General features: G+C 44.4%; 14 protein-coding genes and 1 tRNA gene. 7 read left to right on the top strand and 8 right to left on the bottom strand.

Annotation, left to right across the window (positions count from 1 at the left end; genetic code table 11):
* Position 1 precedes the first annotated feature (1 nt).
* The 5 genes from A3CY_RS0118110 to A3CY_RS0118090 form a co-directional block, all read right to left on the bottom strand.
* A complete protein-coding gene (locus tag A3CY_RS0118110) occupies positions 2–3,589 on the bottom strand; it encodes a SusC/RagA family TonB-linked outer membrane protein (RefSeq protein WP_240388185.1) in 3,588 nt (1,195 codons plus the stop codon).
* 202 nt (positions 3,590–3,791) lie between these two features.
* On the bottom strand, positions 3,792–4,994 hold the full coding sequence (locus tag A3CY_RS21580; protein ID WP_018339363.1) for a FecR family protein: 1,203 nt from the start codon (positions 4,992–4,994) through the stop codon (positions 3,792–3,794).
* Between the two features lie 78 nt (positions 4,995–5,072).
* Positions 5,073–5,633 carry an RNA polymerase sigma-70 factor gene (locus A3CY_RS0118100; protein ID WP_018339362.1) on the bottom strand — a complete coding sequence of 187 codons (561 nt, stop codon included), beginning with the start codon at positions 5,631–5,633 and terminating at the stop codon, positions 5,073–5,075.
* A gap of 82 nt (positions 5,634–5,715) precedes the next feature.
* The gene (locus A3CY_RS0118095; RefSeq protein WP_018339361.1) at positions 5,716–6,318 is read right to left on the bottom strand and encodes a lysine exporter LysO family protein; all 603 of its coding nucleotides are present in this window, start codon (positions 6,316–6,318) and stop codon (positions 5,716–5,718) included.
* A 9-nt stretch (positions 6,319–6,327) separates the two neighbouring features.
* Positions 6,328–6,597 carry a LysO family transporter gene (locus A3CY_RS0118090; protein WP_018339360.1) on the bottom strand — a complete coding sequence of 90 codons (270 nt, stop codon included), beginning with the start codon at positions 6,595–6,597 and terminating at the stop codon, positions 6,328–6,330.
* Positions 6,598–6,732: 135 nt separating this feature from the next.
* Here A3CY_RS0118090 and A3CY_RS0118085 point away from each other — a divergent pair, with 135 nt between their 5' ends.
* Positions 6,733–7,170: a DoxX family protein gene (locus A3CY_RS0118085; protein ID WP_018339359.1), complete on the top strand. Its 438-nt coding sequence runs from the start codon at positions 6,733–6,735 to the stop codon at positions 7,168–7,170.
* A gap of 21 nt (positions 7,171–7,191) precedes the next feature.
* Here the strand turns inward: A3CY_RS0118085 and A3CY_RS23150 are convergent, their stop codons facing one another.
* From A3CY_RS23150 to folB, 3 genes are all read right to left on the bottom strand, one after another.
* Positions 7,192–7,341, bottom strand: coding sequence for a hypothetical protein (locus A3CY_RS23150; protein ID WP_018339358.1), 150 nt, complete (start codon positions 7,339–7,341; stop codon positions 7,192–7,194).
* A 153-nt stretch (positions 7,342–7,494) separates the two neighbouring features.
* Positions 7,495–7,565, bottom strand: a tRNA-Cys gene (locus A3CY_RS0118075).
* Between the two features lie 64 nt (positions 7,566–7,629).
* The gene (gene folB / locus A3CY_RS0118070) at positions 7,630–7,983 is read right to left on the bottom strand and encodes a dihydroneopterin aldolase (protein WP_018339357.1); all 354 of its coding nucleotides are present in this window, start codon (positions 7,981–7,983) and stop codon (positions 7,630–7,632) included.
* Between the two features lie 424 nt (positions 7,984–8,407).
* On the opposite strand from folB, the gene A3CY_RS23465 reads away from it, so the two are divergent.
* From A3CY_RS23465 to A3CY_RS0118040, 6 genes are all read left to right on the top strand, one after another.
* Entirely contained in the window at positions 8,408–10,597 is a 2,190-nt protein-coding gene (locus A3CY_RS23465; RefSeq protein WP_018339356.1) for a M18 family aminopeptidase, read from the top strand.
* A gap of 155 nt (positions 10,598–10,752) precedes the next feature.
* Positions 10,753–11,304, top strand: a complete 552-nt coding sequence (locus A3CY_RS0118060) for an RNA polymerase sigma factor (protein ID WP_018339355.1) — start codon at positions 10,753–10,755, stop codon at positions 11,302–11,304.
* A gap of 75 nt (positions 11,305–11,379) precedes the next feature.
* The gene (locus A3CY_RS21575; RefSeq protein WP_018339354.1) at positions 11,380–12,528 is read left to right on the top strand and encodes a FecR family protein; all 1,149 of its coding nucleotides are present in this window, start codon (positions 11,380–11,382) and stop codon (positions 12,526–12,528) included.
* Between the two features lie 82 nt (positions 12,529–12,610).
* On the top strand, positions 12,611–16,198 hold the full coding sequence (locus A3CY_RS0118050) for a TonB-dependent receptor (protein WP_018339353.1): 3,588 nt from the start codon (positions 12,611–12,613) through the stop codon (positions 16,196–16,198).
* Positions 16,199–16,209: 11 nt separating this feature from the next.
* On the top strand, positions 16,210–17,640 hold the full coding sequence (locus A3CY_RS0118045) for a RagB/SusD family nutrient uptake outer membrane protein (RefSeq protein ID WP_018339352.1): 1,431 nt from the start codon (positions 16,210–16,212) through the stop codon (positions 17,638–17,640).
* A gap of 22 nt (positions 17,641–17,662) precedes the next feature.
* Positions 17,663–18,565 carry a hypothetical protein gene (locus A3CY_RS0118040; protein WP_040372028.1) on the top strand — a complete coding sequence of 301 codons (903 nt, stop codon included), beginning with the start codon at positions 17,663–17,665 and terminating at the stop codon, positions 18,563–18,565.
* Positions 18,566–18,612 lie beyond the last annotated feature (47 nt).

Below are 18,612 nucleotides of genomic sequence, written 5' to 3'. Positions count from 1 at the left end.
TTTAAAATGAAATATTCAGGTTGAAAGAATAGGTCGGGCGCAAGGACATATTGATTTGCGGTGCCGAACCATTTTGTGTAGCGGGATCTTGCCCCTTGAGTTTTTTGCTGCAGAAGGTATGCAGGTTGGTCGCCGAGAAGCTCACGTAACAGGATTTTAAACTCAGTTTGTTACACAGGTTGTCGGATAGGTTGTAGCGTAATGACAGTGACTGGATTTTGACGTAATTGCCGTTCACGACTCTCAGATCCGAGTTGTCGTACATTTGCCACAAGTCTGACGCAAAGCTGTAAGAAACTCCCGCTTCGTTTTTGGCGTTGTAGTTGTTCCACCATACTTTGTCGTGAAGCGTGTTCACGAATTCGGGTCCGGAAACGACTCCCGGGATGTCCGTGCGTAGTTCGTCGCCGGGGACTTGCCAGCGTTTCAGAAATTCCCGGCGTACATTTTCAGTCGGTCGGGGAGCGATCGTGCCATAGTTGGAAGATACGTTGGAATACATTTTTAACAAGCGTATTTTAGCACCGAAGCTGTAAGCCACGTTGATAGCCATGGTGAAACGTCGCCAGGCAAACGTGTTCTGGATGCCTCCCTGGATGTCGGGTACCCGGCTTCCGGAGTAGACCATGACTTCCTGCCACACGTCTTGGCGGTCGCTCATTTTGTTGTATCTTTCCATGAGGTCGGTTTTTTTGCCGTCGATGTAAGTGGTTTGGTCGGAACCGAAGAATATGGGCAACCCGTTTCCTGGCTCCAGCCCGATGTATTGGTACGAGAAGAAGGAGTTGAGCGGGCGACCGGCGATGTCTGCCGAGCCATTGAGGTACATATCGTAAGTGACGGTTTGTTCAAAGGATCTGTCCTTGCGTGACCGCCGGTTTACCAGTTGGTTGATGACTTGCCCGATGTTGGGGTTGAACGTCCAGCGGAACCCGTTGATGTTGACGCTCCGGGTGTCTATGGGGGTGAAGTTCATGGATACTTCGATTCCTTGGTTGGTGATGACTCCCTGGTTTACTGTCCAAGTGTTCAGCCCGTTGATTTTGGATACGTTTTTCGTCAAGAAGGCATCTTGTGTCCTCTTGTAAAAATAGGACACGGAGCCCCGGAGAAAATTTTTGAAGAAGGAGAAGTCGAGCGAGGCGTTGTAGGAAGCTGTCTTTTCCCATTTCAGATCCGGGTTCGGGTAGTTTTGCACGGTAGAGTAGTATTCTTTCCATGTGTCTTGTATGCCTTCTTTGCGGATCACGAGTTTTGCCGAGGCGTTGTCCAGCATATTTCCCTGGTAGCCGAAAGAAGCTCTTAAGTCTAGGGTATTGATCCAATTGGCTTTTGACAGGATACTTTCTTTGATGTTCCAGCGTCCGGATACCGACCAGATGGGTGCCAGTTTCTCGTTTGCCCGCGAACCGAAACGGTTGGAGGCGTCTATCCGGATGTTGGTATTCAGGGAATACATATTTTTGTAGCTATAAGAGATTGTGCCGTAGAAGGAAGCGACGTTGGTCAGTTTATCTGCCCATTCGCCCATTGCTGCCGAGGTCTTGCCTCTCCATTTCATGAAATCTTCGTATTGGCTCCAATCGGTGATTTCTGCCATCTTTTTACCCCTTTCCCGCAGGTAGCCCCGGTAGGTTTGATTGAGCCCGTAGTATTGGGTGGAAGATATTTCTCCCCCGGCGGAAGCGGAGATCAGGTGAATTTGTTCGGAGTCGATGAATTTATTGAAATCCAGTTGTGCCCGTACGACGTAGGAGTATTTTTCGGAATTCTGGTAAATGAGTTCTCCCCCGAATGGCAGTACATTTTGGATTTGCAGGGATTTGGCGTAGAATGATTTCTCGCCGTGCCAGGTTTCCTGGGTGGTGTTTGCCGTGGAGTACGAACCGGTGACAGAGGCTTTCAACGGATCGAGGATTTTGTAGTCTACCGTTGCCCGGATGGTCATGCCCGTTGCCCGGATGTCCTGTGAGGTGTTGGCGACGTCCTCGAGGATATTGAAGTCGACGGGTTGGTTGTTTGACGTGTAACGCTGGTAGTACCATAATTCGTCATTCTCGTTGTAGACGGGGAGTGCCCGTGTGGTGTTGTAAGCGTACGTGGTGACGCCGACGTCCCCCGGTGTGTATTTCCGTTTACTGGCGTCAGCGGTGATTCCCATGCGGAAGGTGAATTTGTTGTAGTTTGCCGTCAGGTTGATGTTTGCCGTGTAGCTTTTGTTGTTTTCGCCTTTTATGCTTCCGCTGGCGTCGCTGAAACCGACAGAGGCGTAGTATCTCAGACTGCTACTTCCCCCGGAAATGCTTAGTGTATGTTTGTGCGTGAAGGAGTTGCGCATGAGCAGGTCAAACCAGTCTGTGTTCACGGACTCGTAGTACCCGACTTCTTTCTGCATTTCCTCGAAGGATATTTTGTTTTCCCAATAGTCCCGGAGGGGTTTCTCGTATCCCATCCAAGTCTGCAAATCCCCGAAAGGAGCCCTCTTTTCGATGAGTTCCCGGGAATAAGCGATTCTCTCGCGGGAGTTCATCATATTCACGCTGTTGTCCCCGTAGTGCGGGCGGCGCATGAAGCTTCCCGATAAGGAGTACGAGATGGTGGGCGGTCCGGGTTTGCCTTTTTTGGTCGTGATTACGATTACCCCGTTGGCGGCACGTGCCCCGTAAAGTGCGGTTGCCGAGGCGTCTTTCAATACGTCGATTTGTTCGATGTCTTCCGGGTTGAGCCCGGATATGGCATTGCCGACCAAATTGACGAAGTCCAGGTCATTGATCTGTTCCGGATCGACATCCACGGGGTTCTCCTGTACGATACCGTCGATGACCCACACGGGTTCCTGGGAACCGAGCACGGTGGACGTTCCCCGAATGCGGATGCGGGGGGTAGCCCCGATCTGACCGGAGTTTTGCATGAAGGTCATGCCGGGAATGTAGCCTTCCAGCATCTGGTCGATGGATTGCAATCCAGCGACAACGATGTCCGAGGCTTTGATGGATTGTATGGCACTGGTGGTCTTGCGAAGGTCGATTTGCTGGTAACCGGTGTTCACGATGACTTCGTCCAGCATTGCCGATGATTCTTTCATCACTACGTTTATGGTGTCTTTGCCCGTGTATTTGATTTCCCGGGTTTCCATTCCGATGAAGGAGTAGACTAGGGTGATAGAATCCAGTTTCGGAAGTACGATCTGATACCACCCGTTGATGTCGGTAGAGGTGCCCATTTGACCGGATTTCAGGCGAACAGTCACGCCTGCCAGAGGCTGCTTTTGCTGATCCGTTACTTTTCCCACGATGCGGATTTCTTTCTTACCTTCCGGTTCGGTGGGTTTTTCGCGAATGATTACCACGTTATCATCCCACTGGTATTCCAGACCGAATCCGGGTAGGAGTTCGTCCAGTATCTGTTTGAGTTCTTTGTTTTTGGCAACGAGGTTGACTGTACCCTTGCTTTTGATGAGGTTGTGATTGTACAAAAAATCACATTTTGCCTGTTTCCCGAGTTCTTTGAATACGGCGGTCAAGGATACATTCTGCATATTCGCGTTGATTACCGCTCGTTGAGAGAAGACGTTTGCTTGTACTGTCATAAATGTACAACATAAAATGATCCATGCGAATTTCATAAAGATTAACATTTTACGCAACGAAATCCAAGGTATGGTTTTCGTTCCCATTCGTTTTTTTTCCATAAATTTGTAGTTGAATAGTTATACATGTTACACCTATTACTTGCAAGGCTATAAGTGTAATTTAACTTGGAGATTGGGAATTGACGGATTCCCAATTTTTTTATTTCTTCTTTATCGTTACACTCCTTTCTTTAATAATGAATTCGACTTCATTGGTTTGTTCAAATTTTTTCAAGAGGTTTTCTACATTCTCGTATCTTTTCAGGCGACCGGTGAAGAGAATATTTTTTGTTTCCGGGTTCTGGTAGAATATATTCAAATCATACCATAATGCCAGCGTGGACATGATCTCTTGCAAGGACATTTGTTCGAATTTGTAGTACCCTGATTTCCATGACGTGTAGAGTTCCGTGTCTACTTCTTTTATTTCGATTTTTTGATCTGTCGTGTTGTAGGTGATTTGGCTGCCGGGGGTGATATTATAGTTTTTGCCCTGGCAGGTGACTTGTATTTTTCCTTCCTCCAGCGTGGCTGCCGTCTGTTCCTGTGCCGGGTAGGCTTTCACGTTGAATGAGGTTCCCAGTACGCGGATGGACATCTGTCCCGTTTTCACGATGAAAGGATGAAGAGAATCTTTGGCAACCTCGAAGTAGGCTTCCCCGATAAGACATACTTCTCTGTTTTCTCCCGTGAAGCCGGTGGGATAATGGAGTCCCGATCCGGAGTTCAGGTGTACTTTTGTCCCGTCGGACAGGATCACTTTGTATTCGGCTCCCAGGGGGACGGAGAGGGTGTTGTACGTGATGTCCTTGGTTGCGGGGTCCTTCGTGTCGTAGATCAAGGTGTGGGCTTTGTTTTTGATCTCGAGGGAGCTGTCAACCATGATGTATTCCCGTTGACGGGCGTTTAGTGGTATAACTTCTCCCGTGGCTAGTTGCAACAGGGCTTTGGATTCTCCCGGTTTTATTTGTTGGGCAACGGGTGCGGGAGTTTTTATTTCGGGGTGGCGGTTGTCACTGAAATAGTAGAACATTCCCAGTATGATGAGGATACTTGCTGCCGCGGATAACCAAGCGAGATGTTTTTGTTTTTGTCGTTTTGTTTCTTGTTTTTTGATTTTTTGTTGTATTCGTTCAAAAAGGATTTTTCGATCGGTACCCCGCAGGATGCCTGAGTTCCTCTCCATGAGCGAACGGAATTGCCGGTATATCGCTTGATTTGCCGGATGGGCTTGTTTCCATGCCTCGAATAATCGGGCTTCTTCGGTTGATAACGGTTCCCCGGACAGGTCGTTGGCTAATATTTCATAGATGTTTTCTGTCATATCCCAAGGATCCGTGTGCTCGTTATTTTGATTTTCCATATTTAGTGCTTTTTATGGAGATAGCACCGGTACTTTGATTTTGTGTGACAGGGAAAGATTATTTTTTTTATTTTTTTTCTAGCATTTTGTCCAAAGCTGGAATAGCGTGATAAAGATGTTTTTTTGTAATTTTTCCCGCAGGAATTTGAAGGAACGTCCCATTTGTTTTTTGACGGTGTTGATGCTTATGTGTAGTTTTTCCGCTACTTCTTGGTATTTCATGCCCTCCAGGCAGATCATGAGGAATATTTTTCTTCGTTCTTCCGGCAGTTCATTAAGCGCCTTGTATAAAACTTCGTCGTTCCATTCGATTTCACTGGCATTCAAATTTTCTCGTTCGTTTTTCTCGGCGGCAATATAGTATTTTCTCCTTCTTTTTTCTCCCCGCAGATGGTTGAGGGTAGCGTGTTTCACGGATTGGAAAATGTATTGTTCTAATCCGTTTGGAAGATTAGCAAAACGGCGGTGTACCCAAAAGTCGACAAAACAATTTTGAACGACATCTTTTGCCGCTTCCGGATCATCGATCATTTGATTGGCGAACAGCAACAATGTATCATGATAAGTATCAAAAAGCAGCTTGAAAGCCTCTTCTTCATTTTGTTTAAATAGAGATAATATGGTTTCCGCCTGTCCCATAGCACGTGTTTAAGTTTTACAAATATAAAGAATAAAATTATCTTACAAACTTTTGTCTTTTAAATTTAACGTGATGGTGTTTTTATATCGTGCAGAAAAAGGTTACCAGGAAGGGGACGCTCAGGTCGACGGTGATGCCGTGGACTATGGAGATAACCACGAATTCTTTGCCACAGAATTTGGTGATGATGGGTAATGTGGTGTCGGCAGTTGTGGCGCCTCCCACGGAGATGGGGGCTAATTTCCCGAAATAGCGGACAAGGAGGGGGGCGGCAAGTAGGGCGAGTAGTTCCCGCATGATGTTCGAGACGAGGGCGATAGTGCCCAATTCGGCTCCCTTGTACTGGGTAATGAATATGGAGGAAAGGGAGTAGTAGCCGAAACCTGATCCCACGGCAAGGCAATCCGTGATGCTTCTGCCGCTTAGGGCGAAACTGATTAGGGCGGAGCCGATGAGCGTGCCGATGACGGTTGCCAGGGGAACGAGTACGATTTTCAAGTTTTGTTGTTTCAGGGCTTGCAGGGCTTTTTTGTCGCTCCCGATGCTGATGCCGACAAGAAACATGAGTATATACAGGACATAGAGCGTGGGGGCTTCTGCTGTTAATATGGCGGGGATGTCGACGAAGCGACCTAGTAATACCCCGGCGATGAAGAACGAAACGATGATGATGCTACCTTTCATGGAGGAATGTTATTTGGAGGTTGCGAAGAAAAAACGATATACTCCCCACGCGCAAAGAACGCTTCCGGTGACGGCGGCAAGAGTGATGAACAAGGCGTCATAACCGATGGTATCCAGGTTGTTCATGATATCCCCGTTGGCGCCGACGGTTATTCCCAGTAGGAAAAGTAATAAGAATATAGCGTAGTTAATTAATTTGTGTATAATCTTCAAATTCCTCTCCCGGAAGAGGTATCCCAGAATGATCCCGCCGACCATTAAACCGATAACAATACCCATAGCTCGATAATTATTTCCCGCGAAGCTACGATTTATTTTTTAAAACACTATCTTTACAATAGACGTGTAGAAATTGAAACATTCTTAAAAGAGTGTTCGTTATTAATTACAGTTTTAATCTTTAAAAATGTTGTTATGAAAAAAGTGATTTCGTCGGTTATATCTCCCAACCAAAGGTTTTTGAGTTTGGGCTTGCTTTTTTTGCGTGTGTTAGTGGGTATTACCATGTTGACTCATGGGCTTGCCAAGTTGACTTCGTTTTCGGAATTGTCCTCGACGTTCCCTGATCCGATCGGGTTGGGCGGTACGCTTTCCCTGGTGATGATTATCTGCGCCGAGGTGGGGTGTTCTATATTCCTGATTGTCGGGGCATTTACCCGTCTGGCGACTATCCCGTTAATCTTCTCGATGCTGGTGGTACTACTTGTCGTGCATGGTAGCGATCCGTTCCAGGTGAAGGAGTTACCCTTGTTGTACCTGGGTGTCTATATTTTCTTGTTTTTTACCGGGGCGGGGAAGATTTCTTTGGATTCGATCCTTCTGAAAAAGATAAACACGAGTATTCCGAAATAGATATATGGCAGGCAGGTGTTCCTACGGGATCACCTGCTCTGTTCCGTCCAGTATGGGGACGACATTTTCATCTTCTTCCAGTACGGTTGCCGCGAGCAGCCAATAGATCAGTAATACGATGGCAATGATGATTCCTACAATTGTCCACACGTTGTTTTTTCTTCTTTTCATGATTCCTTTTGTTAGATTGTTCGTGTAGGAATAAACGAAAAACGGATGGGTTTGGTTCGGTTTTTAAACTAAAACATCCCCGAGTAGGTAGGATTGGAAGGATAATTTTAGAGAAAACAAAAATCAGCCACTTTCAAAGTGACTGATTTTCTGAGGTCGGTAGCAGATTTGAACTGCTGTACGCGGTTTTGCAGACCGCTGCCTAACCGCTCGGCCAACCGACCCTGTTGCGATTTTGCAGTGCAAAGATAAGGTGAAGTTTTGAATTTTACAATACCTTGCTGTAATTTATTTTGATAAAGTAACACTCGTTGCCGCAATCTTACCACCTAGGGGAGGATTGAGCTTTGATACTTTTATAGTTACGTGCGTGATTTGAGGGAATGCCTGGTAAAGGGCGTCGATCATTCTTTGTGCCACGTGTTCCAGTAAGTGTGATTTGATCATCATTTCCCGGGCGATGATTTCGTACGCGGTCAGGTAACTGAGGGCGTCGTTGATGTCGTCGCTTTGGGCGGCTTTGTTGCAATCCGTTTGGATGCGGGCGTATACCATGAATTTGTTTCCCACGATTCGTTCGGTTTCATAGCATCCGTGGTACGCGAAAAATTCCATTCCTTCAATTTCGATGATTCCTTCCATGATTGTTAATTTTTGTTTCTCGTAATTTATTCTTACCTTGCGGCTGTAAATACAAAAGAGCCGACGGGGAATGTCGACTCTTAAGATTACATTACTAACTACTAACCTAAACCATACAAACTTATGAAAAATCTTCAATCTCTTAAAGACGGTGCAAAGATAGAGGCTATTCTTGAATCTGACGAATGTTTAGTGTTAATAAAAGCTGTTTTTAGGGTTAATGTAGGTTAATGATTTCCGTTTTGTTTGGAACTAAATGGCGTGTTATAAGATCGTTTTTAGTGTAACGTGTTGTATGATAATGTCATGTATTTTTGTGTCATGTGAATACTATTCATTAATTGTTAATTAGTTGTTATTGGATGGTACATCGAACGAATATTATTCGTATGTTTATCAAATAGATTTAAGTATAAAAATTAATATGATTGATTGGGTAAAAGTATCAGATATTCAGGATATTATTCGTGGAGCGGGATTTTTAGTGATGGAGATATATAAAAAAAGAAATTTTCAGGTCGAGACGAAAAGTGACATGACTCCGGTCACGGAAGCGGATAAGGCATCGAGTGAATACATTGTGCAGGGGCTGAAAAAGCTTTACCCGGATATCCCCGTGATTAGTGAGGAAGCGTCATTGCCTTCTTACGAGGAGCGCAAAGGATGGAAGTACGTGTGGCTTGTCGACCCGCTGGATGGAACGAAGGAGTTTATTTTTCGGAACGGGCGTTTTTGTATCAATATCGCTTTGGTGGAGGATGGGCATCCCGTGTTCGGAATGATCAATAATATTTGTGATGAAGAGATATTGTGGGCTTTCGCGGATGGGGAACGAGGGGTCGTACGAAAAGAGCAGAAGAGCAAGTTGTTGTCATCCATGGAAGTACCGCCTCGATTGAGGGTTGCCGTGAGCCGTTTCCATCTGACAGAAGGTGAGATGCAATATATCGATCACTTGAAAGAGGCGGGGTACGATGTGGAGTTAATGCCGCTGGGGGCTTCTTCAAAGCATTGTTTGGTGGCGGAGGGGAAGGTGGATATTTGCCCGAAGTTCGGGAAATGCTCGGAATGGGATGTGGCTTCAGGTCAGGCATTGGTGGAAGCTACCGGGGGGCTTGTCGTGAACATGGAAACCGGGAGAGAGGTTGTGTACAACAAGGAAAATATATTGAGCCCGCCTTTTATCATGTTCAGTAAGCGGATACACGAGGAAATTAAACGGGGGAATCGTACTTTTTTGGGTTGTGATGCCGAGATTGAGGTAAAAAATGATTATCTTGGGGCACAAAGAAATGAAGTAATAAATCAAGATATAATGGAAAAACAATTAGCAAAAGAACTGATTGAGTTTATACACGAGAGTCCGACGAACTTTCATGCCGTGGCGAATGCCAAGAAAGAGTTGTTGGATCATGGTTTCAAACAACTGTTTTCCGGGGAAGCCTGGCAAATTGAAAAAGGGGGCAAGTATTTCGTGACGAAGAATCACTCTTCGCTTTTCGCTTTCGAGATCGGAAGCGGGGAAATCGCTGAAGACGGGTTCAAGATTATTTGTGCCCATAGTGATTCGCCGACATTCCGGATCAAGCCGAATGCGGAGATGCCTGTCGCCGGACAGTATCTGAAGTTGAACACGGAGGTGTATGGCGGTCCCATCATGTACACGTGGTTCGACCGTCCCTTGTCTATGGCAGGACGCGTGATGCTAAAGAGTTTGAACCCGTTGAAGCCCGCTACGCAATTCGTGAATTTCAAACGCCCGTTGATGGTAATTCCACATATCGCGATTCATTTTAACCGTGCCGTGAACGATCAGGGGAATCCGTTAAGCAAGCAAAAGGATATGTTGCCGGTGATCGCTATGATCAACGAGACTTTCGAGAAGGATGATTTCTTGTTGAATTTGATTGCCGAGGAAATGGGCGTGAACAAGGAGGATATTCTTGATTTCGACCTGACCTTGTACGAGTTCGAGAAAGGTTGCCTGCTCGGGGTGAACGAGGAGTTTATTTCTACCGGGAAATTGGATGATTTGGCTATGGCATTTGCCGGGTTGAAGGCATTCGTGAAATCGGAGAAGTGCCGGAAAACGAAAGTGCTTGCTATTTTCGATAACGAGGAGGTGGGAAGCGGAACAAAACAAGGTGCCGGTTCTCCGATCTTGCGTACAATTGTGGAGCGTATCGTGTTCGGGCTGGGTGGCAAACCGGAGGATTTGTACCGGGCTATTCATAATTCCTTTATGATTTCGGCGGATATGGCTCACGCTTTGCACCCGAATTACGTGGAGAAGCATGACCCGACGAATCATCCGGTGATGAATGGCGGTCCGGTGATTAAGTTCAATGCGAACCAAAAATATGTTACGGACGGCGATTCCGCTGCCGTGTTTGAAACGATCTGTAAAATGGCGGGTGTCCCGTGCCAGAAGTTTGTCAACCATTCGGATATGGCTGGCGGTTCAACCTTGGGAAATATTTTGCTTTCCCAGATGGAGATGCGGGGGGTGGATATCGGCAACCCGATGTGGGCGATGCATTCCGTTCGCGAAACGGGCGGGGTGATGGATAACGCTTACGTGATTAAAGCTTTCACTACGTTTTATAATATTTAAGATTGTTGTTATTGATAGAAAGGGTGCATCTTACGGGATGCACTCTTTTTTTGTTTTGGTTGAAATCAGTTGAGGCTAATTCCGTGTTCTTCTTGTTAGGTAAAACTATTTTGTCTATTTTTGTTTTTTGGCGGTTGTATAGAATCTATTAGTGTATGGCAATCCTGGACGAAAAGGAAATATTAGTGAAAATTAATCAAGGTGATGAAGCCGGGTTAGAGGGATTATTCGTTTTGTATTATAAGCCTTTGTGTGTGTTTGCCTTGAATTTTATAGATTCCTATGAAGAGGCAGAGGATTTGATTCAGGAACTTTTCGTGAAGTTTTGGGAACGACGGGGAAAAACGGAGTTCCAGGGGTCTTTGCGTGCTTATTTGTTTTCTTCCGTGCAGCATAATTGTATCAAATTGATAAAAAGCAGAAGGAGGTATCATTTTGATGGTATCGAGAATTATGAGGATTTGCTTGAAGATAAATATACTTCCGTCGAGATGGAGGAGGAACGGGAAAGGTTGTACGCGGAGATCGAGAAGCTGCCGGAACAGAGTCGGAAAGTGTTTGAAGCGATTGTATTGAAGGATATGAAATATAAAGAGGCGGCAGAGTTGCTTGGCTTATCCGTAAATACGGTGAAAACTCACCTTGCCAGGGCAATGAAGCAGTTGCGTAGTTCGTTGCATATCATTGTTTTGGTAATGCTGCGGTAAAATTATTTATTTTTTTGCTTTTTCGTTCACCCATTTTTGCCTCTTTGGGCTTTAGGTAGTAAAAGATGGCATTTTATGGATGAAAAAAGAATTATCGAGTTTGTTATTTTATATTGTAGAGATGAGTTGACAGCATCGGATGCCACGGAATTGGATCTGTGGCTAAAGGAGAGCGAACGGCATCGAGTGCTTTTTACTACTTATTTAGAGCGGTATAGGTTAGCGAGGCGCGTGGGGTTTTATGATGCAATGGATGAGTGTAGGGCTTGGAGCCGATTGACCCGGAGAATAAGATATGTAGGGATGGGAAGAAAAAGTCGTTTTACGCGTTATTTCCCCTATGTGGCTTCGTTTTTGTTATTGGTGTCCGTATTTTCATACACGGGGTATAAATATTTTGGTGGGGATAATGTGCCAAATATTGTTGAACCCGGTTCGTCAAAGGCTGTGTTGCAATTATCGGATGGAAGGACTATTCCTTTATCGGCGGATTCGGTGATGTCGTTGACCGAGGTGAATGGAGTGGTTATAGAAAAAGGAGAAGAAGGGGGTATTCGTTATTTAGTGGCAGGCGGGGAGGTTGAAACGGTGTTCAATACGATACGAGTGCCTCGAGGGGGAGAATATTATTTGTGTTTGTCGGACGGAACAAGAATTTGGCTTAATTCGGACTCGGAATTGACTTATCCCGTTTCAATGGTCGGGAGTTCCAGGGATGTGCGATTGAAGGGCGAGGCATATTTTGAAGTTGCAAGGGATGAGGTTCATCCTTTCCGGGTGGCGTGTGGGGATTCCCGAATCACGGTGTTCGGGACTAAATTTAATATCATGGCTTATGCCGGGCAGAGGGATGTAGTGACGACTTTGGTTGACGGGAGCGTTCAAGTAACTGCCGGCAGGGATTCTTTAACGTTAGTTCCGGGAGAACAGTCCTTATCCGGGATAAATGGTATACATGTGAAGAAAGTCGATGCCAATATGTGTATAGCATGGATTTCGGGAATATTTGAATTTGAAAATATGACTTTGCGGCAGATCACGGAGCAATTGGGACGTTGGTATGATGTGACGTTTGTCTATACAGACCCGGTGTTGCAGGATATAATGTTCACGGGAGCTGCCGATCGCCACCGTTCGTTGGATATTGTTTTAAAGATGATTGAAAAACTTTCGGGCGTGTATTTTGAAACAAAAGGGGATGTAATTGTGATATCTAAAAAATAGAAAGAGAGGAATGTTTCCGCATCCCTCTCTGAAAACTCCTGTCGGCTAAACAGGAATTGATTTTAATGTAAAAAACAAAATTATGAAAAAAAGAAGTAAGTGGTATGAATTTGCACGGGGAAAATGTGCAAATAAATTCATGAAGATTATGAGGTTAACGTGCTTATTGATGTTTATTTTTGTTTTGCACCTTTCCGCGGAGAGTGTGGCGCAACAAGTGGTGAGTGCCAAATTTTCGGATCAGACTTTGAAGGAAGTGTTTCGGGAAATTAAGGCTCAGACCGGTTTTTATTTCATGTATAATAGCCAGGAGGTCGATGTTCGGCAACGGGTTAGTGTAGAACTGGATCAGGTATCACTGGAAGAGGCGTTGGAAAAAATATTCGAACATCTGCCTTATCGATTTGAGGTGACGGAAGGGTACGTGTTGGTTGCGGCTCGTCCGAAAACGGCAATGGATGACAAGACTCCCAAGAAAAAGGTGCATGGTGTGGTCATCGACGAAGATGGATTAAAATTACCGGGAGTCAGTATCGTGATTAAAGGTACGGGTATGGGTACCGTAACTGATGTGGAGGGAAACTTTAAATTGGATGTACCTGCCGATAGAGATATTATTTTGGTATTTTCTTTTGTAGGGATGGAAAGTAAAGAGGTGCAGGCGGATACTTCGTTTATGAAAGTTGTGTTGAAGGAGTCGGTGGAACAGATGGATGAAGTGGTGGTGACCGGTTACCAGCAGATTGATAAACGGAAATTATCCAGTTCTATTGTATCAATTAAAGGAGAAGATTTGGTCGGGGGAAGTGCTATTTCTATTGATCAGATGTTACAAGGGCGTTTGGCAGGGGTGGCTGTTTTGAATCAAACATCAACCCCGGGGGCTGCTCCGAAAATCAGGATTCGGGGTTCGTCTTCTATCACCGGGAACCGGGAACCCGTGTGGGTGGTGGATGGGATAATTTTGGATGAGCCGGTGCAACTTTCCACGGAGGAGTTGAATAGTATGGATCGAGTGAATTTGATAGGGAATGCCATTTCCAGTTTGAACCCGAATGATATCGAACGGGTTGATATTTTGAAAGATGCTAGTGCCACTGCTATTTACGGGGTGAAGGCGGCAAATGGTGTGATCGTGGTGACCACGAAGAGAGGAAAGTCCGGAAAGCCCAGGATTAATTATGCTGCCGGAATTTCGGTGATGACGCCTCCTTCCTATAAGGTGATGCGTTTGATGGATTCGGAGGAACGGATCGAGTTGTCGGAAGAGATGCATAAAAAAGGATTACAATTTTCCTCGTATCAACCGACAAACATGGGGTACGAGGGTGCTTTGATGGATTTGTGGAATGGTGTACTCTCGTATGATGAGTTCCGTTATAAAGTGAAGGATTTGAAGGAATTGAATACGGATTGGTATGATTTGTTATTTCGCGCTTCTATCAGTCACCAGCATTCGGTAGCCGTGTCCGGAGCATCGGATAACACGGATTATTATTTTTCTGTCGGTTACGCGAATGACCAAGGTGTGAATAAAAAAGAGGATTTAGATCGTTTTAACGCATTGGTAAAGGTGAATACCCGTTTTACGCCTAATTTTAAGGTCGGGATGAATATGAGCGGGGCATTGACGAACACGAAGCGACCGCATAATTCTATCGATGTTTATCAATATGCCGCACAGACATCAAGGGCGATACCCGTGTATGACAAGGATGGCGAGTTGTTTTATTACGATAATGCATTCGGTATTTCAGAGAATATTCCTTTTAATGTTTTGAACGAGTTGAAGGAAAGTGGCTCGACGGTGAAAAATCAAGCTTTGAGGTTTGATGTTTCTATTGATTGGAATATTATTCCCGGTTTGAAGTTTAGTTCTATCATCGGGTTGACGACCAATAATAATTACCAGACGTATTGGGCGAGCGAGAAGTCTTTCTATATTTCTCAACAAAGGGGAACGCCTTATGGTACGCCTCTCCCCACGCAAGTAGGTGATGATTTTGCTGCAAAATGTAAGATCCCGATGGGTGGTGAATTGATAAAGGAAGACACGAGAAATATGCGTTACACGATACGTAATAGTTTTGCTTATCACGAGGCTTGGGGGAATCATCAGGTTTCTGCCATGGTCGGGAGTGAGATTTCATCTTCAAAGTATGATGCATTAAAGTCGACACAATGGGGATATTTGCCGGAACGGGGAAAGAAGTTTGTAAATATAGATTTGGCGATATGGAAGGGATATGCAGAGATGGTGACGAATACGCCGAATGTAATCACGGATAATCTGACGAATATTGTATCTTGGTATGGAACATTTACTTATTCTTACTCTGATCGTTATATCGCGAATTTTAATATTCGGGTGGATGGTTCCAATAAGTTCGGGCAGGATAAAAGTGTACGATTCCTTCCGGTGTGGTCGGCTTCGGGCAAGTGGAATTTACACAATGAAAAATTCCTGAAGTCAGCGGAGTGGATGGATGAATTGGCTGTACGTGCATCTTACGGGATACAGGGGAATGTGCATCCGGATCAGACGCCGAATCTGATTGTTAAATTGGGGACTTATGATGGCATTGCTAAAGAGTATCAATCTACTTTGTACAAGTTGCCGAATAATAATTTGAAGTGGGAAAAAACGGAATCGTATAATTTGGGTATCGATTTTTCTTTTTTCCGTTCTTGGTTATCCGGTACGATCGAAGTGTATAAGAAGATCGGTAAAGATCAAGTTGTACAAAAAACGTTGGCTCCATCGACAGGAGCGAATTACGTGGCAATAAATGATGGTGATGTGGATAATAAAGGATGGGAGTTAAGTGTGAATCTGAATCCTGTCCGGGGAAAGGATTGGAACTGGGGCATTTCGTTCAATACCGCAAAGAATTATAACAAGGTGAAGAATGCTGGAGAGGAGTTGTCCGTGACGTGGAGTGATTACGTGAATGGAACTTTGGTGAGTAACGGAAGGTCAATTAATAGTTTTTATGCTTATCGTTTCAAAGGATTGAATGATGAGGGGTTGCCAACATTCTATGGCGAATCGGAGAAGAATGAGGACGGGGAAGTGATTATTACCACCCAGGAGGAAGCTTTTGATGCTGCATTCGTGTATGCGGGACGGCGTGAACCGACGTTGTCTGGAGGTTTCTCGACTAACGTGAGATTTAAGCGGTTGACGATGAACGCTAATTTTTCTTTTGCCTTGGGAAATAAAGTTCGTTTGAACAATCTTTACTATGAGTCGGGACAGGCATTGCCGTTCCCGCAACAGAATATGTCCAGTGAGTTTGTACATCGTTGGCGTGAACCGGGTGATAAGACGGTTATTCCTGCCTTGTCGGATAATGCTATGACATTTACCACGTACGAGAGAAAATTCCCGATAGCTAACAATCGTTGGGATATGTATAACAAGAGTGATTTGAGAGTTGTGTCGGGAGATTTCCTTCGTTGTCGGTCTTTGAGTCTTCGTTATGATATATCCTCGGAATGGTTACGCAAGTTTTATCTTTCGGCTGCCAGCCTGAGTTTTGACGTGAGCAATCCTTTCGTGGTTAAAAGTAAAGACCTGAAGGGGCGCGATCCGGAACAGGTGACGATGGGCTCCGGTACAGTTCCACCACAAAGGGGATATTCATTGAGGTTAAATGTTTCATTCTAAATTTATTCGTGATGAGAATACAGTATATATATATTATCGTGATGGGGATGTTGCTGGGAGCGTGTAGCGATTTCCTAGAAGAAAATTCTCAAGATTTGATGATTCCTAAGACTGTACAGAGCTACAAAGAGTTCTTGTATGGAGAAGGTTTAAATAATAAAATCGTTCTTTGTGAGTATTTGGATGTTATGACGGATGATGCCGAGGAGATAATAAACACGAAAAGACCTTACGAGACGAGTGTCGATTCTCGTAAATATTGGTCTTATTATACTTGGCAGGAGTACCCGGAGATTCAAATGGATAATTCTTTATCGGAGGATAGGGCTTGGGGCGAATTTTATCATAGAATACTGATCGCTAATATTATCCTAAATCATATGAGTGATATGGAGGGTACGTATGCGGAGAAAATGGATTTGGCGGGTGAGGCTTATTTCTTGCGGGCTTGGTCTTATTTTATGCTGGCTAATTTATACGGGAAGCCGTATATTAATGAAGAGCAGGCTGCAAAAGATTTTTGTGTTCCGATAAATCACGCCATTGATATAGAAGATAAATTATTGCCTCGTTCTTCTATAAAGGAGGTATATGATTTGATGGAAGCGGATATAAAGTCTTCAATAGCATCTTTCAAATCATCAAGGGTTGAAAAAACGATTTTTCGTCCTAATTTGGCGACTTCTTATTTGTTGGCTTCCCGGATAGCGCTTTTTCGGAAGGATTATGATAGGGCGATTGTTTATGCGGATTCCGTGTTGTTGTCTTCGGAAGCAAGTTTGTTTGATATGACGGAGCCATATAGTATTCCTCGTTTTTTGAATATTGGAAATAATGAAATTTTATTTTCTTACGGAGAGGTGCCGTCGAATATTTCAGCTGTTTTCCAATATTCTTCTTCGCAACGGGCATCTTTTATTCCTTCAACGGATTTGATGAAGTTGTATGCCGCGAATGATATACGGAAGACTTCTACGTTGTTTTTTGCTAATGCAGGAAAGAAGCCAATGAAATACTATGGTACCACGTCAGAAGGTTTATATCCCCATGCTTTTCGTTTGGCAGAAGTGTATTTGAACCGGGCAGAGGCTTACGCGGCAAAAGGTATGACGACAGATGCGCTTCGGGAAGTGAATGCACTTCGGGAGAAACGAATCCCCGAGAATCATGAAGTTACGGCGACAACGGCGGAAGATGCACTTGCTTTAGTGAAGGATGAACGACGGATGGAGTTCTGTTTCGAGGGGTTCCGATGGTTTGATTTGCGGCGGTGGGATCGCCCTCAGTTAAAACATCGTTTCTCTTCTGCCGAGAACCCGAGTAATTATATCGAGTATGTGTTGCAACAGGATGATCCGGCGTATACTTTACCAATACCACAAAAAGAACGGGAGATGAATTTGCCAATAGAGAATATTAACCGTCCGCGGCGAGATAAGTAAATGAATTAAAAAACTGGAAGTTATGAAACAAGTAAGATTAATGATTATATGCGTGTTGCTCTTCGGTTTTAACGCGTGTTCAACGGAAGATGATATTCATGCTAAGGTGGAGGATGGGTGGTATAATTTGGAAGATGATCCTTCCGACCCGGTGCAGCATTATATCTATCAGTTTTATCGGGATTATCAAACGATTATTATAAAAGACCCGGAAGTAGAGGATTACCGGTATAATTTTAGGAAGAGGAATAATATTCGGATTGTAGCTCCCACGCAAGAGGCAGTTTTGCTAGAGAAGGGGTTGGATATGGTGAAAGATGTTTTTATCGATATTTATCCGGATGGTTTTAAAAAAGATTATTTCCCTTATTCTATTATTATGGCAGATTCGATTCTCTTTTTGGGTATGGAGGAGCAGATTCCTTCTTACCATGGATTTGCAAGTACAAACTTTGTTGCTATTGCCGGAATACGTTCGGAGATGAGTGGTTACACGGATAGTGATGTTCGGAAAATACGGGGAGAGGTGAATGCTAAGTTTTGGAATGATTATTTGTCTGCTATCAAAAATGTTTTTGTTGTTCCGGATGATTTTTACGAGGTGAGTAAAAAATTCTACGGGCAGAGCGATTGGGACTGGGATGTGGTTTATACCCCGGATGATGTGGATTGGCATGAAATGGGATTTATCTCTTATGATCCGGGTAACACGAGTTTTGATGATGACCCGGTGTGGGGAGGATGGTGGATTCAAGCACCCAATAAAAGCATTGATATTTCGCAATGGTTGGAATTCGTGTTTGGTACGACAATGGAAGAGCGGGAAGCATTATTAGAGGAATACCCATTGATGAAAAAGAAATATGAAATTTTGCAAGGAGCAATGAAGAAGTGTGGTGGTTTTGATATTTCTAAGTTGAATTGAAATTGGGTTTGTTGTATTTTATCCGGAGGAGGAGGCATATTGCTTCC

Source organism: Butyricimonas synergistica DSM 23225 (genome assembly GCF_000379665.1).
Classification (GTDB): domain Bacteria; phylum Bacteroidota; class Bacteroidia; order Bacteroidales; family Marinifilaceae; genus Butyricimonas; species Butyricimonas synergistica.
Note: the sequence above shows the minus strand (reverse complement) of the source record. Positions and strands in the feature narration are given on the sequence as shown.